This is a genomic window from Pseudomonas syringae CC1557 (genome assembly GCF_000452705.1).
In the GTDB taxonomy this organism is placed as follows: domain Bacteria; phylum Pseudomonadota; class Gammaproteobacteria; order Pseudomonadales; family Pseudomonadaceae; genus Aquipseudomonas; species Aquipseudomonas syringae_F.
The window spans coordinates 620,001-638,851 of record NZ_CP007014.1; the positions used below are offsets into that span (position 1 = coordinate 620,001).

The 18,851-nt window shown below is 54.3% G+C and carries 13 protein-coding genes, 4 tRNA genes and 2 rRNA genes (1 of these 19 only partly in view); all 19 read left to right on the plus strand.

Annotated features, from left to right (window positions below):
- Positions 1 to 2,562, plus strand: a 23S ribosomal RNA gene (locus tag N018_RS02890) (it extends 332 nt beyond the left edge of the window).
- Between the two features lie 156 nt (positions 2,563 to 2,718).
- Positions 2,719 to 2,834: ribosomal RNA gene (rrf, locus tag N018_RS02895) — 5S ribosomal RNA — on the plus strand.
- A gap of 132 nt (positions 2,835 to 2,966) precedes the next feature.
- On the plus strand, positions 2,967 to 3,926 hold the full coding sequence (gene birA / locus N018_RS02900) for a bifunctional biotin--[acetyl-CoA-carboxylase] ligase/biotin operon repressor BirA (RefSeq protein ID WP_025388810.1): 960 nt from the start codon (positions 2,967 to 2,969) through the stop codon (positions 3,924 to 3,926).
- The gene (locus N018_RS02905; protein ID WP_024646110.1) at positions 3,916 to 4,665 is read left to right on the plus strand and encodes a pantothenate kinase; all 750 of its coding nucleotides are present in this window, start codon (positions 3,916 to 3,918) and stop codon (positions 4,663 to 4,665) included. Before birA ends, N018_RS02905 begins: the two co-directional genes overlap by 11 nt.
- A gap of 7 nt (positions 4,666 to 4,672) precedes the next feature.
- Positions 4,673 to 5,101 carry a hypothetical protein gene (locus tag N018_RS02910; RefSeq protein ID WP_025388811.1) on the plus strand — a complete coding sequence of 143 codons (429 nt, stop codon included), beginning with the start codon at positions 4,673 to 4,675 and terminating at the stop codon, positions 5,099 to 5,101.
- A 142-nt stretch (positions 5,102 to 5,243) separates the two neighbouring features.
- Positions 5,244 to 5,328: transfer RNA gene (locus tag N018_RS02915), tRNA-Tyr, on the plus strand.
- A gap of 24 nt (positions 5,329 to 5,352) precedes the next feature.
- Positions 5,353 to 5,426 (plus strand) — tRNA-Gly (locus N018_RS02920).
- A gap of 26 nt (positions 5,427 to 5,452) precedes the next feature.
- A tRNA-Thr gene (locus N018_RS02925) sits at positions 5,453 to 5,528 on the plus strand.
- Between the two features lie 167 nt (positions 5,529 to 5,695).
- Positions 5,696 to 5,771: transfer RNA gene (locus N018_RS02930), tRNA-Trp, on the plus strand.
- Between the two features lie 46 nt (positions 5,772 to 5,817).
- Positions 5,818 to 6,186 (plus strand): preprotein translocase subunit SecE, encoded by a 369-nt coding sequence (secE, locus tag N018_RS02935; RefSeq protein ID WP_024646112.1) that lies wholly within the window; start codon positions 5,818 to 5,820, stop codon positions 6,184 to 6,186.
- A 9-nt stretch (positions 6,187 to 6,195) separates the two neighbouring features.
- On the plus strand, positions 6,196 to 6,729 hold the full coding sequence (gene nusG / locus N018_RS02940) for a transcription termination/antitermination protein NusG (protein WP_003317113.1): 534 nt from the start codon (positions 6,196 to 6,198) through the stop codon (positions 6,727 to 6,729).
- Positions 6,730 to 6,847: 118 nt separating this feature from the next.
- The gene (rplK, locus tag N018_RS02945; RefSeq protein ID WP_002555500.1) at positions 6,848 to 7,279 is read left to right on the plus strand and encodes a 50S ribosomal protein L11; all 432 of its coding nucleotides are present in this window, start codon (positions 6,848 to 6,850) and stop codon (positions 7,277 to 7,279) included.
- On the plus strand, positions 7,279 to 7,974 hold the full coding sequence (rplA, locus tag N018_RS02950) for a 50S ribosomal protein L1 (protein WP_007253317.1): 696 nt from the start codon (positions 7,279 to 7,281) through the stop codon (positions 7,972 to 7,974). The genes rplK and rplA overlap by 1 nt, the downstream gene beginning before the upstream one ends.
- A gap of 196 nt (positions 7,975 to 8,170) precedes the next feature.
- Complete coding sequence (rplJ, locus tag N018_RS02955) at positions 8,171 to 8,671, plus strand: 50S ribosomal protein L10 (protein ID WP_007253316.1); 501 nt, start codon at positions 8,171 to 8,173, stop codon at positions 8,669 to 8,671.
- Between the two features lie 79 nt (positions 8,672 to 8,750).
- Positions 8,751 to 9,116 (plus strand): 50S ribosomal protein L7/L12, encoded by a 366-nt coding sequence (gene rplL / locus N018_RS02960; RefSeq protein WP_024646113.1) that lies wholly within the window; start codon positions 8,751 to 8,753, stop codon positions 9,114 to 9,116.
- Between the two features lie 221 nt (positions 9,117 to 9,337).
- Entirely contained in the window at positions 9,338 to 13,411 is a 4,074-nt protein-coding gene (gene rpoB, locus N018_RS02965) for a DNA-directed RNA polymerase subunit beta (protein WP_024646114.1), read from the plus strand.
- A gap of 64 nt (positions 13,412 to 13,475) precedes the next feature.
- Positions 13,476 to 17,675 carry a DNA-directed RNA polymerase subunit beta' gene (gene rpoC, locus N018_RS02970; protein ID WP_004397078.1) on the plus strand — a complete coding sequence of 1,400 codons (4,200 nt, stop codon included), beginning with the start codon at positions 13,476 to 13,478 and terminating at the stop codon, positions 17,673 to 17,675.
- Between the two features lie 197 nt (positions 17,676 to 17,872).
- Positions 17,873 to 18,244 (plus strand): 30S ribosomal protein S12, encoded by a 372-nt coding sequence (gene rpsL, locus N018_RS02975; RefSeq protein ID WP_002555494.1) that lies wholly within the window; start codon positions 17,873 to 17,875, stop codon positions 18,242 to 18,244.
- Positions 18,245 to 18,366: 122 nt separating this feature from the next.
- Positions 18,367 to 18,837, plus strand: a complete 471-nt coding sequence (gene rpsG / locus N018_RS02980) for a 30S ribosomal protein S7 (protein ID WP_003400433.1) — start codon at positions 18,367 to 18,369, stop codon at positions 18,835 to 18,837.
- Positions 18,838 to 18,851 lie beyond the last annotated feature (14 nt).

The following is an 18,851-nucleotide window of genomic DNA, read 5'->3' on the forward strand; positions in this document are numbered from 1 at the left end:
TACGCGAAAATCCCTTTGCAATGAAATCGAGTAGGACGGGGCACGAGAAACCTTGTCTGAATATGGGGGGACCATCCTCCAAGGCTAAATACTACTGACTGACCGATAGTGAACCAGTACCGTGAGGGAAAGGCGAAAAGAACCGCGGAGAGCGGAGTGAAATAGATCCTGAAACCGTATGCGTACAAGCAGTGGGAGCCCACTTTGTTGGGTGACTGCGTACCTTTTGTATAATGGGTCAGCGACTTATTTTCAGTGGCGAGCTTAACCGAATAGGGGAGGCGTAGCGAAAGCGAGTCTTAATAGGGCGTCTAGTCGCTGGGAATAGACCCGAAACCGGGCGATCTATCCATGGGCAGGTTGAAGGTTGGGTAACACTAACTGGAGGACCGAACCGACTACCGTTGAAAAGTTAGCGGATGACCTGTGGATCGGAGTGAAAGGCTAATCAAGCTCGGAGATAGCTGGTTCTCCTCGAAAGCTATTTAGGTAGCGCCTCATGTATCACTGTAGGGGGTAGAGCACTGTTTCGGCTAGGGGGTCATCCCGACTTACCAAACCGATGCAAACTCCGAATACCTACAAGTGCCGAGCATGGGAGACACACGGCGGGTGCTAACGTCCGTCGTGAAAAGGGAAACAACCCAGACCGTCAGCTAAGGTCCCAAAGTCATGGTTAAGTGGGAAACGATGTGGGAAGGCTTAGACAGCTAGGAGGTTGGCTTAGAAGCAGCCACCCTTTAAAGAAAGCGTAATAGCTCACTAGTCGAGTCGGCCTGCGCGGAAGATGTAACGGGGCTCAAACCATGCACCGAAGCTACGGGTATCATCTTATGATGATGCGGTAGAGGAGCGTTCTGTAAGCCTGTGAAGGTGAGTTGAGAAGCTTGCTGGAGGTATCAGAAGTGCGAATGCTGACATGAGTAACGACAATGGGTGTGAAAAACACCCACGCCGAAAGACCAAGGTTTCCTGCGCAACGTTAATCGACGCAGGGTTAGTCGGTCCCTAAGGCGAGGCTGAAAAGCGTAGTCGATGGAAAACAGGTTAATATTCCTGTACTTCTGGTTATTGCGATGGAGGGACGGAGAAGGCTAGGCCAGCCTGGCGTTGGTAGTCCAGGTTTAAGGTGGTAGGCTGAGATCTTAGGTAAATCCGGGATCTTAAGGCCGAGAGCTGATGACGAGTGTTCTTTTAGAACATGAAGTGGTTGATGCCATGCTTCCAAGAAAAGCTTCTAAGCTTCAGGTAACCAGGAACCGTACCCCAAACCGACACAGGTGGTTGGGTAGAGAATACCAAGGCGCTTGAGAGAACTCGGGTGAAGGAACTAGGCAAAATGGCACCGTAACTTCGGGAGAAGGTGCGCCGGTGAGGGTGAAGCATTTACTGCGTAAGCCCACGCCGGTCGAAGATACCAGGCCGCTGCGACTGTTTATTAAAAACACAGCACTCTGCAAACACGAAAGTGGACGTATAGGGTGTGACGCCTGCCCGGTGCCGGAAGGTTAATTGATGGGGTTAGCGCAAGCGAAGCTCTTGATCGAAGCCCCGGTAAACGGCGGCCGTAACTATAACGGTCCTAAGGTAGCGAAATTCCTTGTCGGGTAAGTTCCGACCTGCACGAATGGCGTAACGATGGCGGCGCTGTCTCCACCCGAGACTCAGTGAAATTGAAATCGCTGTGAAGATGCAGTGTATCCGCGGCTAGACGGAAAGACCCCGTGAACCTTTACTATAGCTTTGCACTGGACTTTGAATTTGCTTGTGTAGGATAGGTGGGAGGCTTTGAAGCGTGGACGCCAGTCTGCGTGGAGCCAACCTTGAAATACCACCCTGGCAACTTTGAGGTTCTAACTCAGGTCCGTTATCCGGATCGAGGACAGTGTATGGTGGGTAGTTTGACTGGGGCGGTCTCCTCCTAAAGAGTAACGGAGGAGTACGAAGGTGCGCTCAGACCGGTCGGAAATCGGTCGTAGAGTATAAAGGCAAAAGCGCGCTTGACTGCGAGACAGACACGTCGAGCAGGTACGAAAGTAGGTCTTAGTGATCCGGTGGTTCTGTATGGAAGGGCCATCGCTCAACGGATAAAAGGTACTCCGGGGATAACAGGCTGATACCGCCCAAGAGTTCATATCGACGGCGGTGTTTGGCACCTCGATGTCGGCTCATCACATCCTGGGGCTGAAGCCGGTCCCAAGGGTATGGCTGTTCGCCATTTAAAGTGGTACGCGAGCTGGGTTTAGAACGTCGTGAGACAGTTCGGTCCCTATCTGCCGTGGACGTTTGAGATTTGAGAGGGGCTGCTCCTAGTACGAGAGGACCGGAGTGGACGAACCTCTGGTGTTCCGGTTGTCACGCCAGTGGCATTGCCGGGTAGCTATGTTCGGAAAAGATAACCGCTGAAAGCATCTAAGCGGGAAACTTGCCTCAAGATGAGATCTCACTGGAACCTTGAGTTCCCTAAAGGGCCGTCGAAGACTACGACGTTGATAGGTTGGGTGTGTAAGCGCTGTGAGGCGTTGAGCTAACCAATACTAATTGCCCGTGAGGCTTGACCATATAACACCCAAGCAATTTGTTCGAAAGGCCAGATTGCGGTGACTGTGGAGATGACACGAACCGAAGGTTTGCGTCACGAACGACACCTGAACGACTGACTATCACATACCTGATTTGCTGAAGCGCGCCGAAAGGCACGACTCGGTACCCGAATTTCTTGACGACCATAGAACATTGGAACCACCTGATCCCATCCCGAACTCAGTAGTGAAACGATGTATCGCCGATGGTAGTGTGGGGTTTCCCCATGTGAGAGTAGGTCATCGTCAAGATTAAATTCCAAAAACCCTCATCGCTTACGCGTTGAGGGTTTTTGTTTTTATGGCGTGGAAAACATATTTTCGTTTCTATGCATCATGCTTCTGCATGGCTATGATGCGTGCCTCATTGCCGGGCGACTCTAAATGCTGACCTTGTTAAAGCTTCTTGCCGATGGTGCGTTTCATTCCGGACAGGTTCTGGGGGAGGTGCTCGGAGTAAGTCGTAGCGCTGTATGGAAGCAGCTTCAACAGCTTGAAGCTGAACTGGGGATTGAATTTCATAAGGTGCGCGGCCGTGGTTATCGGCTAGCGACACCTGTCTCTCTTTTAAGTCCTGATGCCATCACACAATCCGGGCTTCCTGCTGGCTGGTCCGTGCGCACTTATGACTCCATCGATTCCACCAATGCAGAGGCTGCACGCTTGATTGGCGACGGCCTGCCGATGCCGCTGCTGGTACTTGCCGAGCAGCAGACCTCAGGCAGAGGGCGGCGTGGCAGGAAATGGGTGAGCCCCTTTGCGGAAAACCTGTATTACAGCCTGGTGTTGCGCATTGATGGCGGAATGCGTCAGCTGGAAGGTCTCAGCTTGCTGGTGGGCCTTGCAGTGATGAATGTTCTGCGCGACCTCGGAGTATCGGATGCGGGCCTCAAATGGCCTAATGATGTGCTCGTCGGCAAGCAGAAGATTGCCGGTATTCTTCTGGAGCTTATCGGCGATCCGGCAGACGTATGCCATGTGATCATTGGTATAGGCGTGAACGTGAACATGAAGGCCTCCACTGAGGTGGATCAGTCATGGACATCCATTCGTCTCGAGACCGGCCGTCTTGCTGATCGCAACGATGTTGCGGCCCGTATAAGTGCCCGCCTTGACTCCCTCCTGACCTTACATCGTGAGAAAGGCTTCGCAGCCTTTCGTGAGGATTGGGAGCGTGGCCATCTATGGCAGGGTGCTGCCGTCACCTTGCTTTCCGGTGTCCAGACGGTCGAGGGTGTCGTTCTGGGGGTGGATGTGCTTGGTGCTCTGCGTCTGGAGGTCGGTGGTGTGGAAAAGAGTTTTAGCGGCGGTGAGCTTAGTCTGAGGTTGCGCGATGATTCTTGAACTCGATTGTGGCAACAGCTTCATCAAATGGCGCGTCATGAGTATTAGCGACACTTCAGTGGTGAGCGGTGGTGTTGTGGACTCGGATGAGGCGCTGCTGGAGCAGCTGGGCAATTTGACCAGCGTAATGTTGACTGGCTGTCGGCTCGTGAGTGTCCGCAGTGCTGAAGAAACCGATGAGTTGGTCTCTACGCTGACCAAGGCTCTGGCCATTTCTCCCGAGCGCGCTTTGCCTGCACGAGAGCTCGCGGGGGTCATCAATGGCTATGATGATTATATGCGCCTTGGGCTGGACCGCTGGCTCGCCTTTGTGGGGGCTTATACCATCGCCCGTAATGCATGCCTGGTGATAGATCTTGGCACCGCAGTGACGTCGGATTTCGTCGATGCGCAAGGTCAGCATCTTGGTGGCTTCATTTGTCCTGGTATGCCGTTGATGCGTAGTGAGCTGCGAACCCATACACGGCGAATCAGATATAACGACACAGAGGCTGAAAAGGCCCTTGTCCAGTTGGTGCCTGGTCGGGCTACGCCTGAGGCGGTTGAGCGCGGGTGCTCGCTGATGCTTCGCGGTTTTGTTCTGACCCAGATCGAAATAGCGCGCGGGTATTGGGGTGATGACTTTACTGTCTTCGTGACTGGAGGAGATGCTCCTCTGGTTGCAGATGTATTGCCTGGGGCTCGCGTTGTGCCTGATCTGATATTCGTTGGCCTGGCTCTCGCTTGCCCTTTGCGTTGAGGTCTTTATGCGTTGGTTATTTCTGTTGCTGTTGATGCTGAACGGTTTTTACTACATCTGGCACCAGCAAGAGGCTCCGCTGAGGGCCAAGCAGGTCATGCCCTTATCGCTGACTCGAGCTCCGCAACAGGATATCCGTCTGTTGAGCGAGTCCGACGCCGGGCGTGTGTCACAAGAAGTCGATACCAATTGCCTGTACGTCGGCGGTTTGACCCGTCAGGAAGATGTCCGGCTGGTCGAGCAAAGATTGAACAGTCTTGATATTCAGTCGAAATTTCAGACGCTGCAGGCTAACGGGGTGACGGCATACTGGCTAAGAATAGCCCCTGAAAGCCGGCGCCTTGTGGAACCCGGTCTTATTGCTCAAATGAGCCAGGATTTTCCGCAATTAAAAAATCAAATAATGTCATGCGAAGGCATTGCAACTGGTCAGTAGTTTACATAGAATGGCGCCCGCTTCGCAGCGAGCTGAAAATCTCGCGAACGTAGCGAAAGTTGTCAACGCATGTAACCTCAGGTTTTTAATGAGAAAAAGGTTGACAGAAGGGTAGCATGAGTTGAGAATGCTGCCTCGCTTAGGAGGGGTTCCCGAGCGGCCAAAGGGATCAGACTGTAAATCTGACGTCTACGACTTCGAAGGTTCGAATCCTTCCCCCTCCACCAGATTTAGCGCAAGCTGCAAATTGCGCGGGTATAGTTTAGTGGTAGAACCTCAGCCTTCCAAGCTGATGATGCGGGTTCGATTCCCGCTACCCGCTCCAAGCTTGCAGCTTATGCATTGTGTTTTGCTCTTGTAGCTCAGTTGGTAGAGCACACCCTTGGTAAGGGTGAGGTCAGCGGTTCAAATCCGCTCAAGAGCTCCATTGCTAAAGGCAGATATGAAAATATCTGCCTTTGTTTTAGGTGGGTCGGCTGTACTTGATCCGCTTGATGTCTTGTTCGGACCCTGCTTTTGGGGTGGGGATGTTCTGAATAAGGTGTTGAAAAACTCTCGTCAGGTCCGCATAATGGTCGGCCTGATTTTGCTTTTAGGTCAGTAGCTCAATTGGCAGAGCGACGGTCTCCAAAACCGTAGGTTGGGGGTTCGATTCCCTCCTGACCTGCCAGATTTCCTAGATGTAATCTGGCTTTCTTTTCACAGGATCTCCGTAGATGAATCCCAAGGCTGAAGCATCAGACTCTCGCTTTGATTTGCTGAAATGGCTTCTGGTAGTCGTTTTGGTTGTCGTGGGTGTTGTCGGTAATCAGTATTATTCTGCTGAGCCGATCCTGTACCGTGTTCTCGCTCTCCTTGTTATCGCTGCTGTCGCCGCTTTTGTAGCGCTGCAGACTGGCAAAGGTAAAGCTTTTTTCGTTTTGGCGAAAGAAGCGCGCGCTGAGATTCGTAAAGTCGTTTGGCCTACTCGCCAAGAAACCACTCAAACCACTCTGATTGTCGTGGCGGTTGTGTTGGTTATGGCGTTGCTGTTGTGGGGGCTAGATTCCCTGCTCGGCTGGCTTGTTTCCTTGATAGTTGGCTAAGGGTGTCCCGTGGCTAAGCGTTGGTACGTAGTGCATGCTTACTCGGGTTACGAGAAGCATGTCATGCGCTCGTTGGTCGAGCGTGTGAAGCTGGCAGGCATGGAAGATGGCTTCGGCGAAATTCTGGTTCCCACTGAAGAAGTGGTTGAAATGCGTAATGGCCAGAAGCGCAAAAGCGAACGTAAATTCTTCCCTGGTTATGTGCTTGTTCAGATGGACATGAATGAGGGTACTTGGCACTTGGTCAAGGATACCCCGCGTGTCATGGGCTTTATTGGCGGTACTGCTGATAAGCCAGCTCCGATCACTGACAAGGAAGCAGAAGCCATTCTGCGCCGTGTTGCTGACGGTAGCGATAAGCCGAAGCCAAAAACACTGTTCGAGCCGGGTGAGGTTGTTCGTGTCACCGACGGTCCGTTCGCTGATTTTAACGGCACGGTCGAAGAAGTTAACTACGAAAAGAGCCGTATCCAGGTGGCGGTGCTCATTTTCGGACGCTCTACTCCGGTAGAGCTAGAGTTCAGCCAGGTCGAAAAGGCATAGTTGAGCTGCAATCCCATACCCCGCAGCCTAAGGCTGTGGGGTTTTTTCGTCACTGGGATATACGCGTAAGTAACCGGGGAGCCTTTATTGGCGCTTGAACCCGTAATTGGAGTGCCTCATGGCCAAGAAGATAACCGCATACATCAAGCTGCAAGTGAAAGCCGCTCAGGCTAACCCTAGCCCGCCAGTTGGTCCTGCTCTGGGTCAGCACGGTGTGAACATCATGGAATTCTGCAAAGCGTTCAACGCCCGTACTCAGGGTATTGAGCCAGGCTTGCCGACTCCAGTGATCATCACTGTATACAGCGACCGTAGCTTCACCTTCGAAACAAAAAGTACCCCTGCATCGGTTCTGCTGAAGAAAGCTGCAGGCTTGACCAGCGGCTCGGCTCGCCCGAACACCGTTAAAGTTGGCACCGTGACTCGTGCTCAGCTGGAAGATATCGCTAAAGCAAAAAATGCGGATCTGACTGCTGCTGACATGGAAGCGGCCGTGCGTACCATCGCCGGTTCCGCTCGTAGCATGGGCCTTAACGTGGAGGGTGTGTAATGGCTAAGCTGACCAAGCGTCAAAAGGCAATCGCCAGCAAAATCGAAGCTGGCAAGTCCTACAACTTTGTAGACGCTGCTGCTCTGCTGGCTGAACTGTCGACTGTCAAGTTCAGTGAGTCTGTAGACGTTGCTGTCAATCTGGGTGTTGATCCTCGTAAATCCGACCAGGTTGTTCGTAGCGCTACCGTATTGCCGCACGGCACCGGTAAAACTGTACGCGTTGCAGTTTTCACTCAGGGCCCTGCTGCTGAAGCTGCTCTGGCTGCTGGCGCTGATCGCGTTGGTATGGACGATCTGGCTGCTGAAATGAAAGCAGGCGATCTGAACTATGACGTCGTTATCGCTTCTCCTGATGCGATGCGTGTTGTAGGTCAGTTGGGTCAGATTCTCGGTCCTCGTGGTCTGATGCCTAACCCTAAAGTCGGCACTGTTACTCCTGACGTGGCTAACGCTGTCAAGAATGCCAAGGCTGGTCAGGTTCGTTATCGCACCGACAAAAACGGCATCATCCACACGTCCGTTGGCAAGGTCGGCTTCGACGCCGTCAAGCTGAAGGAAAACGTTGAAGCCCTGATCGCTGATCTGAAGCGTATCAAGCCAGCTTCCTCGAAAGGTATTTACGTCAAGCGCATCACCCTGAGCACCACCATGGGTCCGGGCCTGGTCATCGACCAGGGTTCGCTGGAAGCGTAAGACAAAGCGGCATGGTTTTCCGTGCTGTTTGAAAGATTGGGGTCCCTGCATGGCGGGGGCTATCCAAGACCGTAGGCGACGCAAGTCTTAAACCACAAGCCTACGCAGATGGTGCTCCCGGTTCCTTACCGAATCAGACACCAAAACGACATCTGGCTTCGGTCGGATGAAACGGTAACAAGCAGGAGTTAAACCCGTGGCAATTAAACTCGAAGACAAGAAGGCCATCGTCGCTGAAGTCAACGAGGCTGCCAAAGCTGGTCTGTCCGCTGTCGTGGCTGATGCCCGTGGTGTGACGGTTAGCGCTATGACCGGACTCCGTAAAGAGGCTCGTGAAGCTGGTGTTTACGTACGTGTTGTACGTAACACTCTGCTCAAGCGCGCTGTTGCTGACACTGAATTCAGTGTTCTCAACGACGTGTTCACCGGCCCGACCTTGATCGCGTTCTCCAACGAACATCCTGGCGCTGCTGCCCGTTTGTTCAAGGAATTCTCGAAAGGTCAGGACAAGTTCGAGATCAAGGCAGCTGCGTTCGAGGGCAAGTTCCTCGCAGCTAATCAGATCGATGTACTGGCAAGCCTGCCGACCCGTAACGAAGCAATTTCTCAGCTGATGAGCGTGATTCAAGGCGCTACCAGCAAGTTGGCTCGTACTCTGGCGGCTGTTCGCGACCAAAAAGAAGCAGCTGCGGCCTAAGGCTGAGTCAGATCTTTTCGCGTATTTTTGTTTATTTTGATGGTCGCGTAGGCCGTCCCCCAATTCAGGAATTTGAGTCATGTCCATCTCTCAAGACGATATCCTTAACGCCGTAGCTGAAATGTCCGTTCTGCAAGTTGTAGAGCTGATCAAGGCTTTCGAAGAGAAGTTCGGCGTTACTGCTGCTGCTGGCTCTGCTGGCCCAGCTGTTGCTGCAGCTGTTGTTGAAGAACAAACTGAATTCAACGTCATGCTGCTGGAAGCTGGCGAGAAGAAAGTTAACGTGATCAAGGCTGTACGTGAGCTGACCGGTCTGGGCCTGAAAGAAGCCAAGGCAGTCGTTGACGGCGCGCCAGGCATCGTTCTGGAAGCTGTTGCCAAAGACGCAGCTGACAAAGCAAAAGCTACCCTGGAAGAAGCAGGCGCTAAAGTCGAGCTGAAATAAGCATCGACTTTGAGTGTCCAGCCCACGCGTTGAGCGAAAGGCTGATGGCTGGTGGCTTTTGCCACCGGCCTTTTTCCGTTATAGATGATTGGCGCTGTCAACGTCTGTAACGTGCGGTATCCACCGATGGCGGTGGCGCAAACCAAGGGGTTTGCAAGATTTTCTGGCTGCTTCCGTCGGGAGGGAGCCAAACAAGCAGGTGACCAAGCTGGGGAACGCTGATGGCTTACTCATATACTGAGAAAAAACGTATCCGCAAGGACTTTAGCAAGTTGCCGGACGTAATGGATGTGCCGTATCTCTTGGCCATCCAGCTGGATTCGTATCGCGAATTCCTGCAGGCGGGAGCGACCAAAGATCAGTTCCGCGACGTCGGTCTGCATGCAGCCTTCAAATCCGTTTTCCCGATCATCAGCTACTCCGGCAATGCTGCGCTGGAGTATGTAGGTTATCGCTTGGGCGAACCGGCATTTGATGTCAAGGAATGCGTGCTGCGCGGTGTGACTTACGCAGTACCTCTGCGGGTCAAGGTCCGTCTGATCATTTTCGACAAAGAATCGTCGAACAAAGCGATCAAGGACATCAAAGAGCAAGAAGTCTACATGGGTGAAATCCCCCTGATGACTGAAAACGGTACCTTTGTAATCAATGGCACCGAGCGCGTTATCGTGTCTCAGCTTCACCGTTCGCCAGGCGTATTCTTCGACCACGACCGTGGCAAGACGCACAGCTCCGGCAAGCTGCTTTACTCCGCTCGTATCATTCCTTACCGCGGTTCGTGGCTGGACTTCGAGTTCGATCCGAAAGACTGCGTATTCGTCCGTATCGACCGTCGTCGCAAGCTGCCTGCGTCCGTACTTCTGCGCGCACTGGGTTACACCACCGAGCAAGTGCTCGATGCTTTCTATACCACCAACGTATTCCATGTTCGCGGCGAAAACCTGAACCTGGAACTGGTGCCTCAGCGCCTGCGTGGTGAAATTGCCGTTCTGGATATTCTGGACGACAAGGGCAAGGTCATTGTCGAGCAGGGTCGTCGTATCACTGCCCGTCACATCAACCAGCTGGAAAAAGCCGGGATCAAAGAGCTGGAAGTACCTCTGGACTACGTCCTGGGCCGTACAACTGCCAAGGTCATCGTGCATCCGGCTACGGGCGAGATCATTGCCGAGTGCAACACCGAGCTGAACACTGAAATCCTCGGCAAGATTGCCAAGGCTCAGGTTGTTCGCATCGAAACGCTGTACACCAACGATATCGATTGCGGTCCATTCGTATCCGACACGTTGAAGATCGACTCCACCAGCAACCAACTGGAAGCGCTGGTCGAGATCTATCGCATGATGCGTCCTGGCGAGCCACCGACCAAGGATGCTGCCGAAACCCTGTTCAACAACCTGTTCTTCAGTCCTGAGCGTTATGACCTGTCTGCTGTAGGCCGGATGAAGTTCAACCGTCGTATCGGTCGTACCGAAATCGAAGGTTCGGGCGTGTTGTGCAAGGAAGATATCGTCGCGGTTCTCAAGACTCTCGTTGATATCCGTAACGGCAAAGGCATCGTCGATGACATCGACCACCTCGGTAACCGTCGTGTTCGCTGCGTAGGCGAGATGGCCGAGAACCAGTTCCGTGTAGGTCTGGTCCGCGTCGAGCGTGCGGTTAAAGAACGTCTGTCCATGGCAGAAAGCGAAGGCCTGATGCCTCAGGACCTGATCAATGCCAAGCCTGTCGCGGCAGCGGTCAAAGAGTTCTTTGGTTCCAGCCAGCTTTCCCAGTTCATGGACCAGAACAACCCGCTTTCCGAGATCACTCACAAGCGTCGTGTTTCGGCACTCGGCCCTGGCGGTCTGACCCGTGAGCGCGCTGGCTTTGAAGTTCGAGACGTTCACCCGACTCACTACGGTCGCGTGTGCCCTATCGAAACGCCGGAAGGTCCGAACATCGGCCTGATCAACTCCCTCGCGGCTTATGCTCGCACCAACCAGTATGGTTTCCTTGAGAGCCCGTACCGTGTTGTGAAGGAAGGTCTGGTAACCGAAGAAATCGTATTCCTTTCGGCGATCGAAGAAGCTGACCACGTCATTGCCCAGGCCTCGGCCGCAATGAACGACAAGCAAGAGCTGATCGACGAGCTGGTTGCTGTGCGTCACTTGAACGAATTCACCGTCAAGGCGCCAGCCGACGTCACCCTGATGGACGTTTCGCCCAAGCAGGTTGTCTCGGTAGCAGCTTCGCTGATCCCGTTCCTCGAGCACGACGACGCCAACCGTGCGTTGATGGGTTCGAACATGCAGCGTCAGGCCGTACCCACCCTGCGTGCCGACAAGCCGCTGGTAGGTACCGGCATGGAGCGCAACGTTGCTCGCGACTCCGGCGTTTGTGTCGTGGCTCGTCGTGGCGGCGTGATCGACTCGGTTGACGCCAGTCGTATCGTGGTTCGCGTTGCTGATGACGAAGTTGAAACAGGTGAGGCTGGTGTAGATATCTACAACCTGACCAAATACACCCGTTCGAACCAGAACACCTGCATCAACCAGCGTCCGCTGGTCAGCAAGGGTGACCGTGTTCAGCGTAGCGACATCATGGCCGACGGCCCGTCCACCGATATGGGTGAACTGGCACTGGGTCAGAACATGCGCATCGCGTTCATGGCCTGGAACGGCTTCAACTTCGAAGACTCCATCTGTCTCTCTGAGCGTGTCGTTCAGGAAGACCGCTTCACCACGATCCACATTCAGGAACTGACCTGTGTGGCGCGTGACACCAAGCTTGGGCCTGAGGAAATCACAGCTGACATCCCGAACGTGGGTGAAGCTGCTCTGAACAAGCTGGACGAAGCCGGTATTGTTTATGTAGGTGCCGAAGTTGGCGCTGGCGACATCCTGGTAGGCAAGGTCACTCCGAAAGGCGAGACCCAGCTGACGCCGGAAGAAAAACTGTTGCGAGCGATCTTCGGCGAGAAGGCCAGCGACGTTAAAGATACCTCCCTGCGCGTGCCTACCGGCACCAAAGGTACTGTCATTGACGTACAGGTCTTCACCCGTGATGGTGTTGAGCGTGATGCACGTGCACTGTCCATCGAGAAGTCGCAACTCGACGAGATCCGCAAGGATCTGAACGAAGAGTTCCGTATTGTCGAAGGCGCTACTTTCGAACGTCTGCGCTCTGCGCTGGTGGGTCGTGTAGCAGAAGGCGGTGCTGGCCTCAAAAAAGGTCAGGAAATCACCAACGAAGTGCTCGACGGTCTTGAGCATGGTCAGTGGTTCAAGCTGCGCATGGCTGAAGACGCTCTGAACGAGCAGCTTGAGAAAGCGCAGGCTTATATCGTTGATCGTCGTCGTCTTCTGGATGACAAGTTCGAAGACAAGAAGCGCAAACTGCAGCAAGGCGATGATCTGGCTCCAGGCGTGCTGAAAATCGTCAAGGTTTACCTGGCTATCCGTCGTCGCATCCAGCCGGGCGACAAGATGGCCGGTCGTCACGGTAACAAGGGTGTGGTCTCCGTGATCATGCCGGTTGAAGACATGCCGCACGATGCCAATGGCACGCCGGTGGACATCGTCCTCAACCCGCTCGGTGTACCTTCGCGTATGAACGTGGGTCAGATTCTCGAAACTCACCTTGGCCTCGCAGCCAAAGGTCTGGGCGAGAAGATCAACCGCATGCTCGAAGAGCAGCGTAAAGTGGTTGAGCTGCGCAAGTTCCTGAACGAGATCTACAACGAGATCGGTGGTCGCCAGGAAAGTCTGGAAGACCTCTCCGACAAGGAGATCCTCGATCTCGCGAAGAACCTTCGCAACGGCGTGCCAATGGCTACTCCGGTGTTCGACGGTGCTAAAGAAAGCGAAATCAAGGCAATGCTCAAACTGGCAGATATGCCGGAAAGCGGCCAGATGCAGCTGTTTGACGGTCGTACTGGCAACAAGTTTGAGCGCCCGGTAACGGTCGGCTACATGTACATGCTGAAGCTGAACCACTTGGTGGACGACAAGATGCACGCGCGTTCCACTGGTTCGTACAGCCTGGTTACCCAGCAGCCGCTGGGTGGTAAGGCACAGTTCGGTGGTCAGCGTTTCGGGGAGATGGAAGTGTGGGCGCTGGAAGCATACGGCGCGGCGTACACTCTGCAGGAAATGCTCACAGTGAAGTCGGACGATGTGAACGGTCGTACCAAGATGTACAAAAACATCGTGGACGGCGATCACCGTATGGAGCCGGGCATGCCCGAGTCTTTCAACGTGTTGATCAAAGAAATCCGTTCGCTCGGTATCGATATCGATCTGGAAACCGAATAACACGTGACGCGAATCGGGGGCAGGGCGGTCATGCCTGCTCCCTGCTCCGCCAGGAGGAAAAGCCTTGAAAGACTTACTGAATTTGCTGAAAAACCAGGGTCAGGTCGAAGAGTTCGATGCAATCCGCATCGGGCTTGCATCGCCTGAGATGATCCGTTCCTGGTCGTTCGGTGAAGTTAAAAAGCCGGAAACCATTAACTACCGTACGTTCAAGCCTGAGCGTGACGGTCTGTTCTGCGCCAAGATCTTTGGCCCGGTAAAAGATTACGAGTGCCTGTGCGGTAAGTACAAGCGCCTGAAGCATCGCGGCGTCATCTGCGAAAAATGCGGTGTTGAAGTGGCGCTGGCCAAGGTTCGTCGCGAGCGTATGGCTCACATCGAACTGGCTTCGCCGGTTGCCCATATCTGGTTCCTGAAATCGCTGCCGTCCCGTATCGGCTTGCTGATGGACATGACCCTGCGTGATATCGAACGCGTTCTCTACTTCGAGAGCTATGTCGTTATCGATCCAGGCATGACCACCCTTGAAAAAGGTCAGCTGCTGAACGACGAGCAGTACTTCGAAGCTCTTGAAGAGTTCGGTGATGACTTCGACGCCCGCATGGGTGCTGAAGCTGTCCGCGAACTGCTGCACGCTATCGATCTGGAACACGAAATCGGCCGCCTGCGTGAAGAAATTCCGCAAACCAATTCCGAAACCAAGATCAAGAAGCTGTCCAAGCGTCTGAAGCTGATGGAAGCCTTCCAGGGTTCCGGCAACCTCCCTGAGTGGATGGTGCTGACCGTTCTGCCGGTTCTGCCGCCAGATCTGCGTCCTCTGGTTCCGCTTGACGGTGGCCGTTTCGCGACGTCCGATCTCAACGATCTGTATCGTCGAGTGATCAACCGTAACAACCGTCTGAAGCGTCTGCTGGACCTGTCTGCTCCCGATATCATCGTGCGCAACGAAAAGCGCATGCTGCAGGAAGCAGTCGATGCTCTGCTCGACAACGGTCGTCGTGGTCGCGCCATCACCGGTTCGAACAAGCGTCCTCTGAAATCCCTGGCTGACATGATCAAGGGTAAGCAGGGTCGTTTCCGTCAGAACTTGCTCGGTAAGCGTGTTGACTACTCGGGTCGTTCGGTAATTACCGTAGGTCCGACCCTGCGTCTGCACCAGTGCGGTCTGCCGAAGAAAATGGCTCTCGAGCTGTTCAAGCCGTTCATTTTTGGCAAGCTGGAAATGCGTGGCCTGGCCACGACCATCAAAGCTGCCAAGAAAATGGTCGAGCGCGAGCTGCCAGAAGTCTGGGACGTTCTTGCCGAAGTCATTCGTGAACACCCAGTGCTCCTGAACCGTGCGCCAACGCTTCACCGTCTTGGCATCCAGGCATTTGAACCGGTTCTGATCGAAGGTAAGGCTATCCAGCTGCACCCGCTGGTCTGCGCTGCGTACAACGCCGACTTCGACGGTGACCAGATGGCTGTTCACGTGCCTTTGACGCTGGAAGCCCAGCTTGAAGCGCGCGCACTGATGATGTCGACCAACAACATCCTGTCGCCAGCCAACGGTGAGCCAATCATCGTTCCTTCGCAGGACGTTGTACTGGGTCTCTACTACATGACTCGTGAAGCGATCAACGCCAAGGGCGAAGGTCGTGTGTTTGCGGATCTGCAGGAAGTCGACCGCGTATTCCGTGCCGGCGAAGCGGCTCTGCACGCCAAGGTCAAGGTCCGCATCCACGAAACGGTCAACGACCGTGACGGTGGCAGCGTCAAGAACACCCGTATCGTCGACACCACTGTCGGCCGTGCGCTGCTGTTCCAGGTGGTTCCGGCCGGCCTGTCCTACGACGTCGTCAACCAGCCGATGAAGAAGAAGGCGATTTCCAAGCTGATCAACCAGTGCTACCGCGTGGTTGGTTTGAAAGAGACCGTGATCTTCGCTGACCAGTTGATGTACACCGGTTTTGCCTACTCGACCATTTCGGGTGTTTCCATCGGCGTTAACGACTTCGTTATCCCGGATGAAAAAGCCCGCATCATCGACGCGGCCACCGAAGAAGTTAAAGAGATCGAAAGCCAGTACGCTTCGGGCCTGGTTACTCAGGGCGAGAAGTACAACAAGGTAATCGACCTTTGGTCCAAGGCGAACGACGAAGTCTCGAAAGCGATGATGTCGAACCTGTCCAAAGAACGCGTTATCGATCGTCACGGCGTCGAAGTTGATCAGGAATCCTTCAACTCGATGTACATGATGGCTGACTCCGGTGCGCGTGGTTCTGCTGCCCAGATCCGACAGCTGGCCGGTATGCGTGGTCTGATGGCCAAGCCTGACGGCTCCATCATCGAAACGCCGATCACTGCGAACTTCCGTGAAGGTTTGAGCGTACTTCAGTACTTCATCTCCACTCACGGTGCTCGTAAGGGTCTTGCGGATACCGCCTTGAAAACCGCTAACTCGGGTTATCTGACTCGCCGTCTGGTAGACGTGGCTCAGGATCTGGTCGTTACCGAAGTGGATTGCGGTACCGAACACGGTCTGCTAATGACTCCGCATATTGAAGGCGGTGACGTTGTAGAACCGCTGGGTGAGCGCGTATTGGGTCGAGTTATCGCCCGTGACGTGTTCAAGCCGGGTACGGAAGAAATCATCGTGCCTGCTGGCACCCTGGTTGACGAGAAGTGGGTCGAGTTCATCGAGCTGAACAGCATCGACGAAGTGATCGTTCGTTCGCCAATCAGCTGTGAAACCCGCTATGGCATCTGCGCCAAGTGCTACGGTCGCGACCTGGCACGTGGTCACCAGGTCAACATCGGTGAAGCTGTCGGCGTAATCGCTGCACAGTCGATCGGTGAGCCGGGTACCCAGCTGACCATGCGTACGTTCCACATCGGTGGTGCGGCAAGCCGGACCTCGGCAGCCGACAGCGTTCAGGTGAAGAATGGCGGTACTGTCCGTCTGCATAACCTGAAGCACGTAGAGCGTGTTGACGGTCACCTGGTTGCGGTATCCCGTTCCGGTGAGCTGGCAATCGCTGATGACTTCGGTCGTGAGCGTGAGCGTTACAAGCTGCCATACGGTGCAGTGATTTCGGTGAAGGAAGGCGACAAGGTCGACGCTGGCTCTATCGTAGCCAAGTGGGATCCGCACACTCACCCAATCGTCACCGAGATGAAAGGTACTGTTACCTACGTCGGCATGGAAGAAGGCATCACGATCAAGCGTCAGACAGACGAATTGACCGGTATGACCAACATTGAAGTGCTTGACGCCAAAGACCGCCCGGCTGCTGGCAAGGACATTCGTCCTGCCGTGAAGATGGTGGGTCTGGATGGCAAGGATCTGCTGTTGCCAGGTACTGACGTACCGGCCCAGTACTTCCTGCCGGCTAACGCCCTTGTTGGTGTAGCTGACGGTGCACAGATCGCGATCGGTGATGTTATCGCTCGTATCCCGCAGGAAACGTCGAAGACTCGTGACATCACCGGTGGTCTGCCGCGTGTTGCCGACCTGTTCGAAGCGCGTCGTCCGAAAGAGGCGTCGATCCTTGCAGAAGTCAGCGGTACCATCGCATTCGGTAAAGAGACCAAGGGCAAGCGCCGTCTGGTCATTACCCCGAATGACGGTAGCGATCCGTACGAGGAGCTGATTCCAAAGTGGCGTCACCTGAACGTCTTCGAAGGCGAACAAGTGAACCGCGGCGAAGTTATCTCCGACGGTCCTAGCGATCCACACGACATCCTGCGTCTGCTGGGTGTGAGTGCGCTGGCCAAGTACATCGTCAACGAGATTCAGGACGTATACCGTCTGCAAGGCGTGAAGATCAACGACAAGCACATCGAGACCATTTTGCGTCAGATGCTGCGTAAAGTTGAGATTGCCGAGTCTGGCGATTCCAGTTTCATCAAGGGCGACCAGATGGAACTGACTCACGTACTGGTAGAAAACGAGCGTTTGGGTGCGGACGACAAGTTTGTCTCCAAATTCACTCGTGTGTTGCTGGGTATCACCAAGGCATCGCTGTCCACCGAATCGTTCATTTCCGCGGCCTCCTTCCAGGAGACAACCCGCGTACTGACCGAAGCGGCTGTGACAGGCAAGCGCGATTACCTGCGCGGCCTGAAGGAAAACGTGGTTGTGGGTCGTCTGATCCCGGCCGGTACCGGTCTGGCTTATCACAGCGAGCGCAAGCGCCGCCGTGAAATGGACAAACCGACCCGTGTCAGCGCAAGCGAAGTAGAAGCTGCTCTGACCGAGGCGTTGAACTCCAGCGGTAACTAAGACCAAAGCCTCGGCATTTTCATTCGGCAGACAGCACATTTAGTGCTGTTTGCCAGACGAAGCGGCCGGGGCTTTGTCTTGACTGGGGGCGGGATCCTCTTTAGACTCTTGTACCCCTAAATTTGGCGGGGCCTATGCCCTGTCATTTGCTTTTCTTGTAAGACAATAGCGTCGCAAGACAACAGTGGAGCTAGTAGATGGCAACTATCAACCAGCTGGTACGTCAGCCGCGTAAGCGTATCGTCGAGAAATCCGACGTGCCTGCGCTGCAGAACTGCCCGCAACGTCGCGGTGTGTGCACTCGTGTGTATACCACCACGCCGAAAAAACCTAACTCGGCATTGCGTAAAGTCTGCCGTGTGCGCCTGACCAACGGTTTCGAGGTTTCCTCGTACATCGGTGGTGAAGGTCACAACCTGCAAGAACACAGCGTGGTACTGATCCGTGGCGGTCGTGTAAAAGACTTGCCAGGTGTTCGTTATCACACCGTTCGTGGTTCTCTGGATACTTCCGGCGTTAAAGGCCGTAACCAGGGTCGCTCGAAATACGGTACCAAGAAGCCTAAGTAGTCTTTGGCTTCTGTTTGAAATTGCAGATTTCTATTTTTCTGAGTCGATAAGAGTAAGGTCGGGCGCATCCTTAGCTGGATGGTGGTCCCGAGCTAACCTGAAGACCGTTTGAGGGCTTATCCATGCCAAGAAGACGCGTAGCAGCCAAGCGCGATGTGCTTGACGATCCAAAATACGGCAGCCAGATTCTGGCCAAGTTCATGAACCACGTGATGGAAAGCGGCAAGAAAGCCGTTGCCGAGCGTATCGTTTATGGCGCGCTGGAAAAGGTTAAAGAACGCAAGAACAGCGATCCCCTGGAAATCTTCGAGAAAGCTCTCGACGCCATCGCTCCGCTGGTCGAAGTAAAGTCGCGCCGTGTAGGCGGTGCTACTTACCAGGTTCCTGTTGAAGTTCGTCCGTCCCGTCGTAATGCTCTGGCAATGCGCTGGCTGGTAGACTTCGCGCGCAAGCGCGGTGAGAAGTCTATGGCTCTGCGTTTGGCTGGCGAACTGATGGACGCCGCCGAAGGTAAAGGTGCTGCAGTCAAGAAGCGTGAAGACGTGCACCGTATGGCTGAAGCCAACAAGGCTTTCTCGCACTACCGCTTCTAATTTCAGCGTCACTA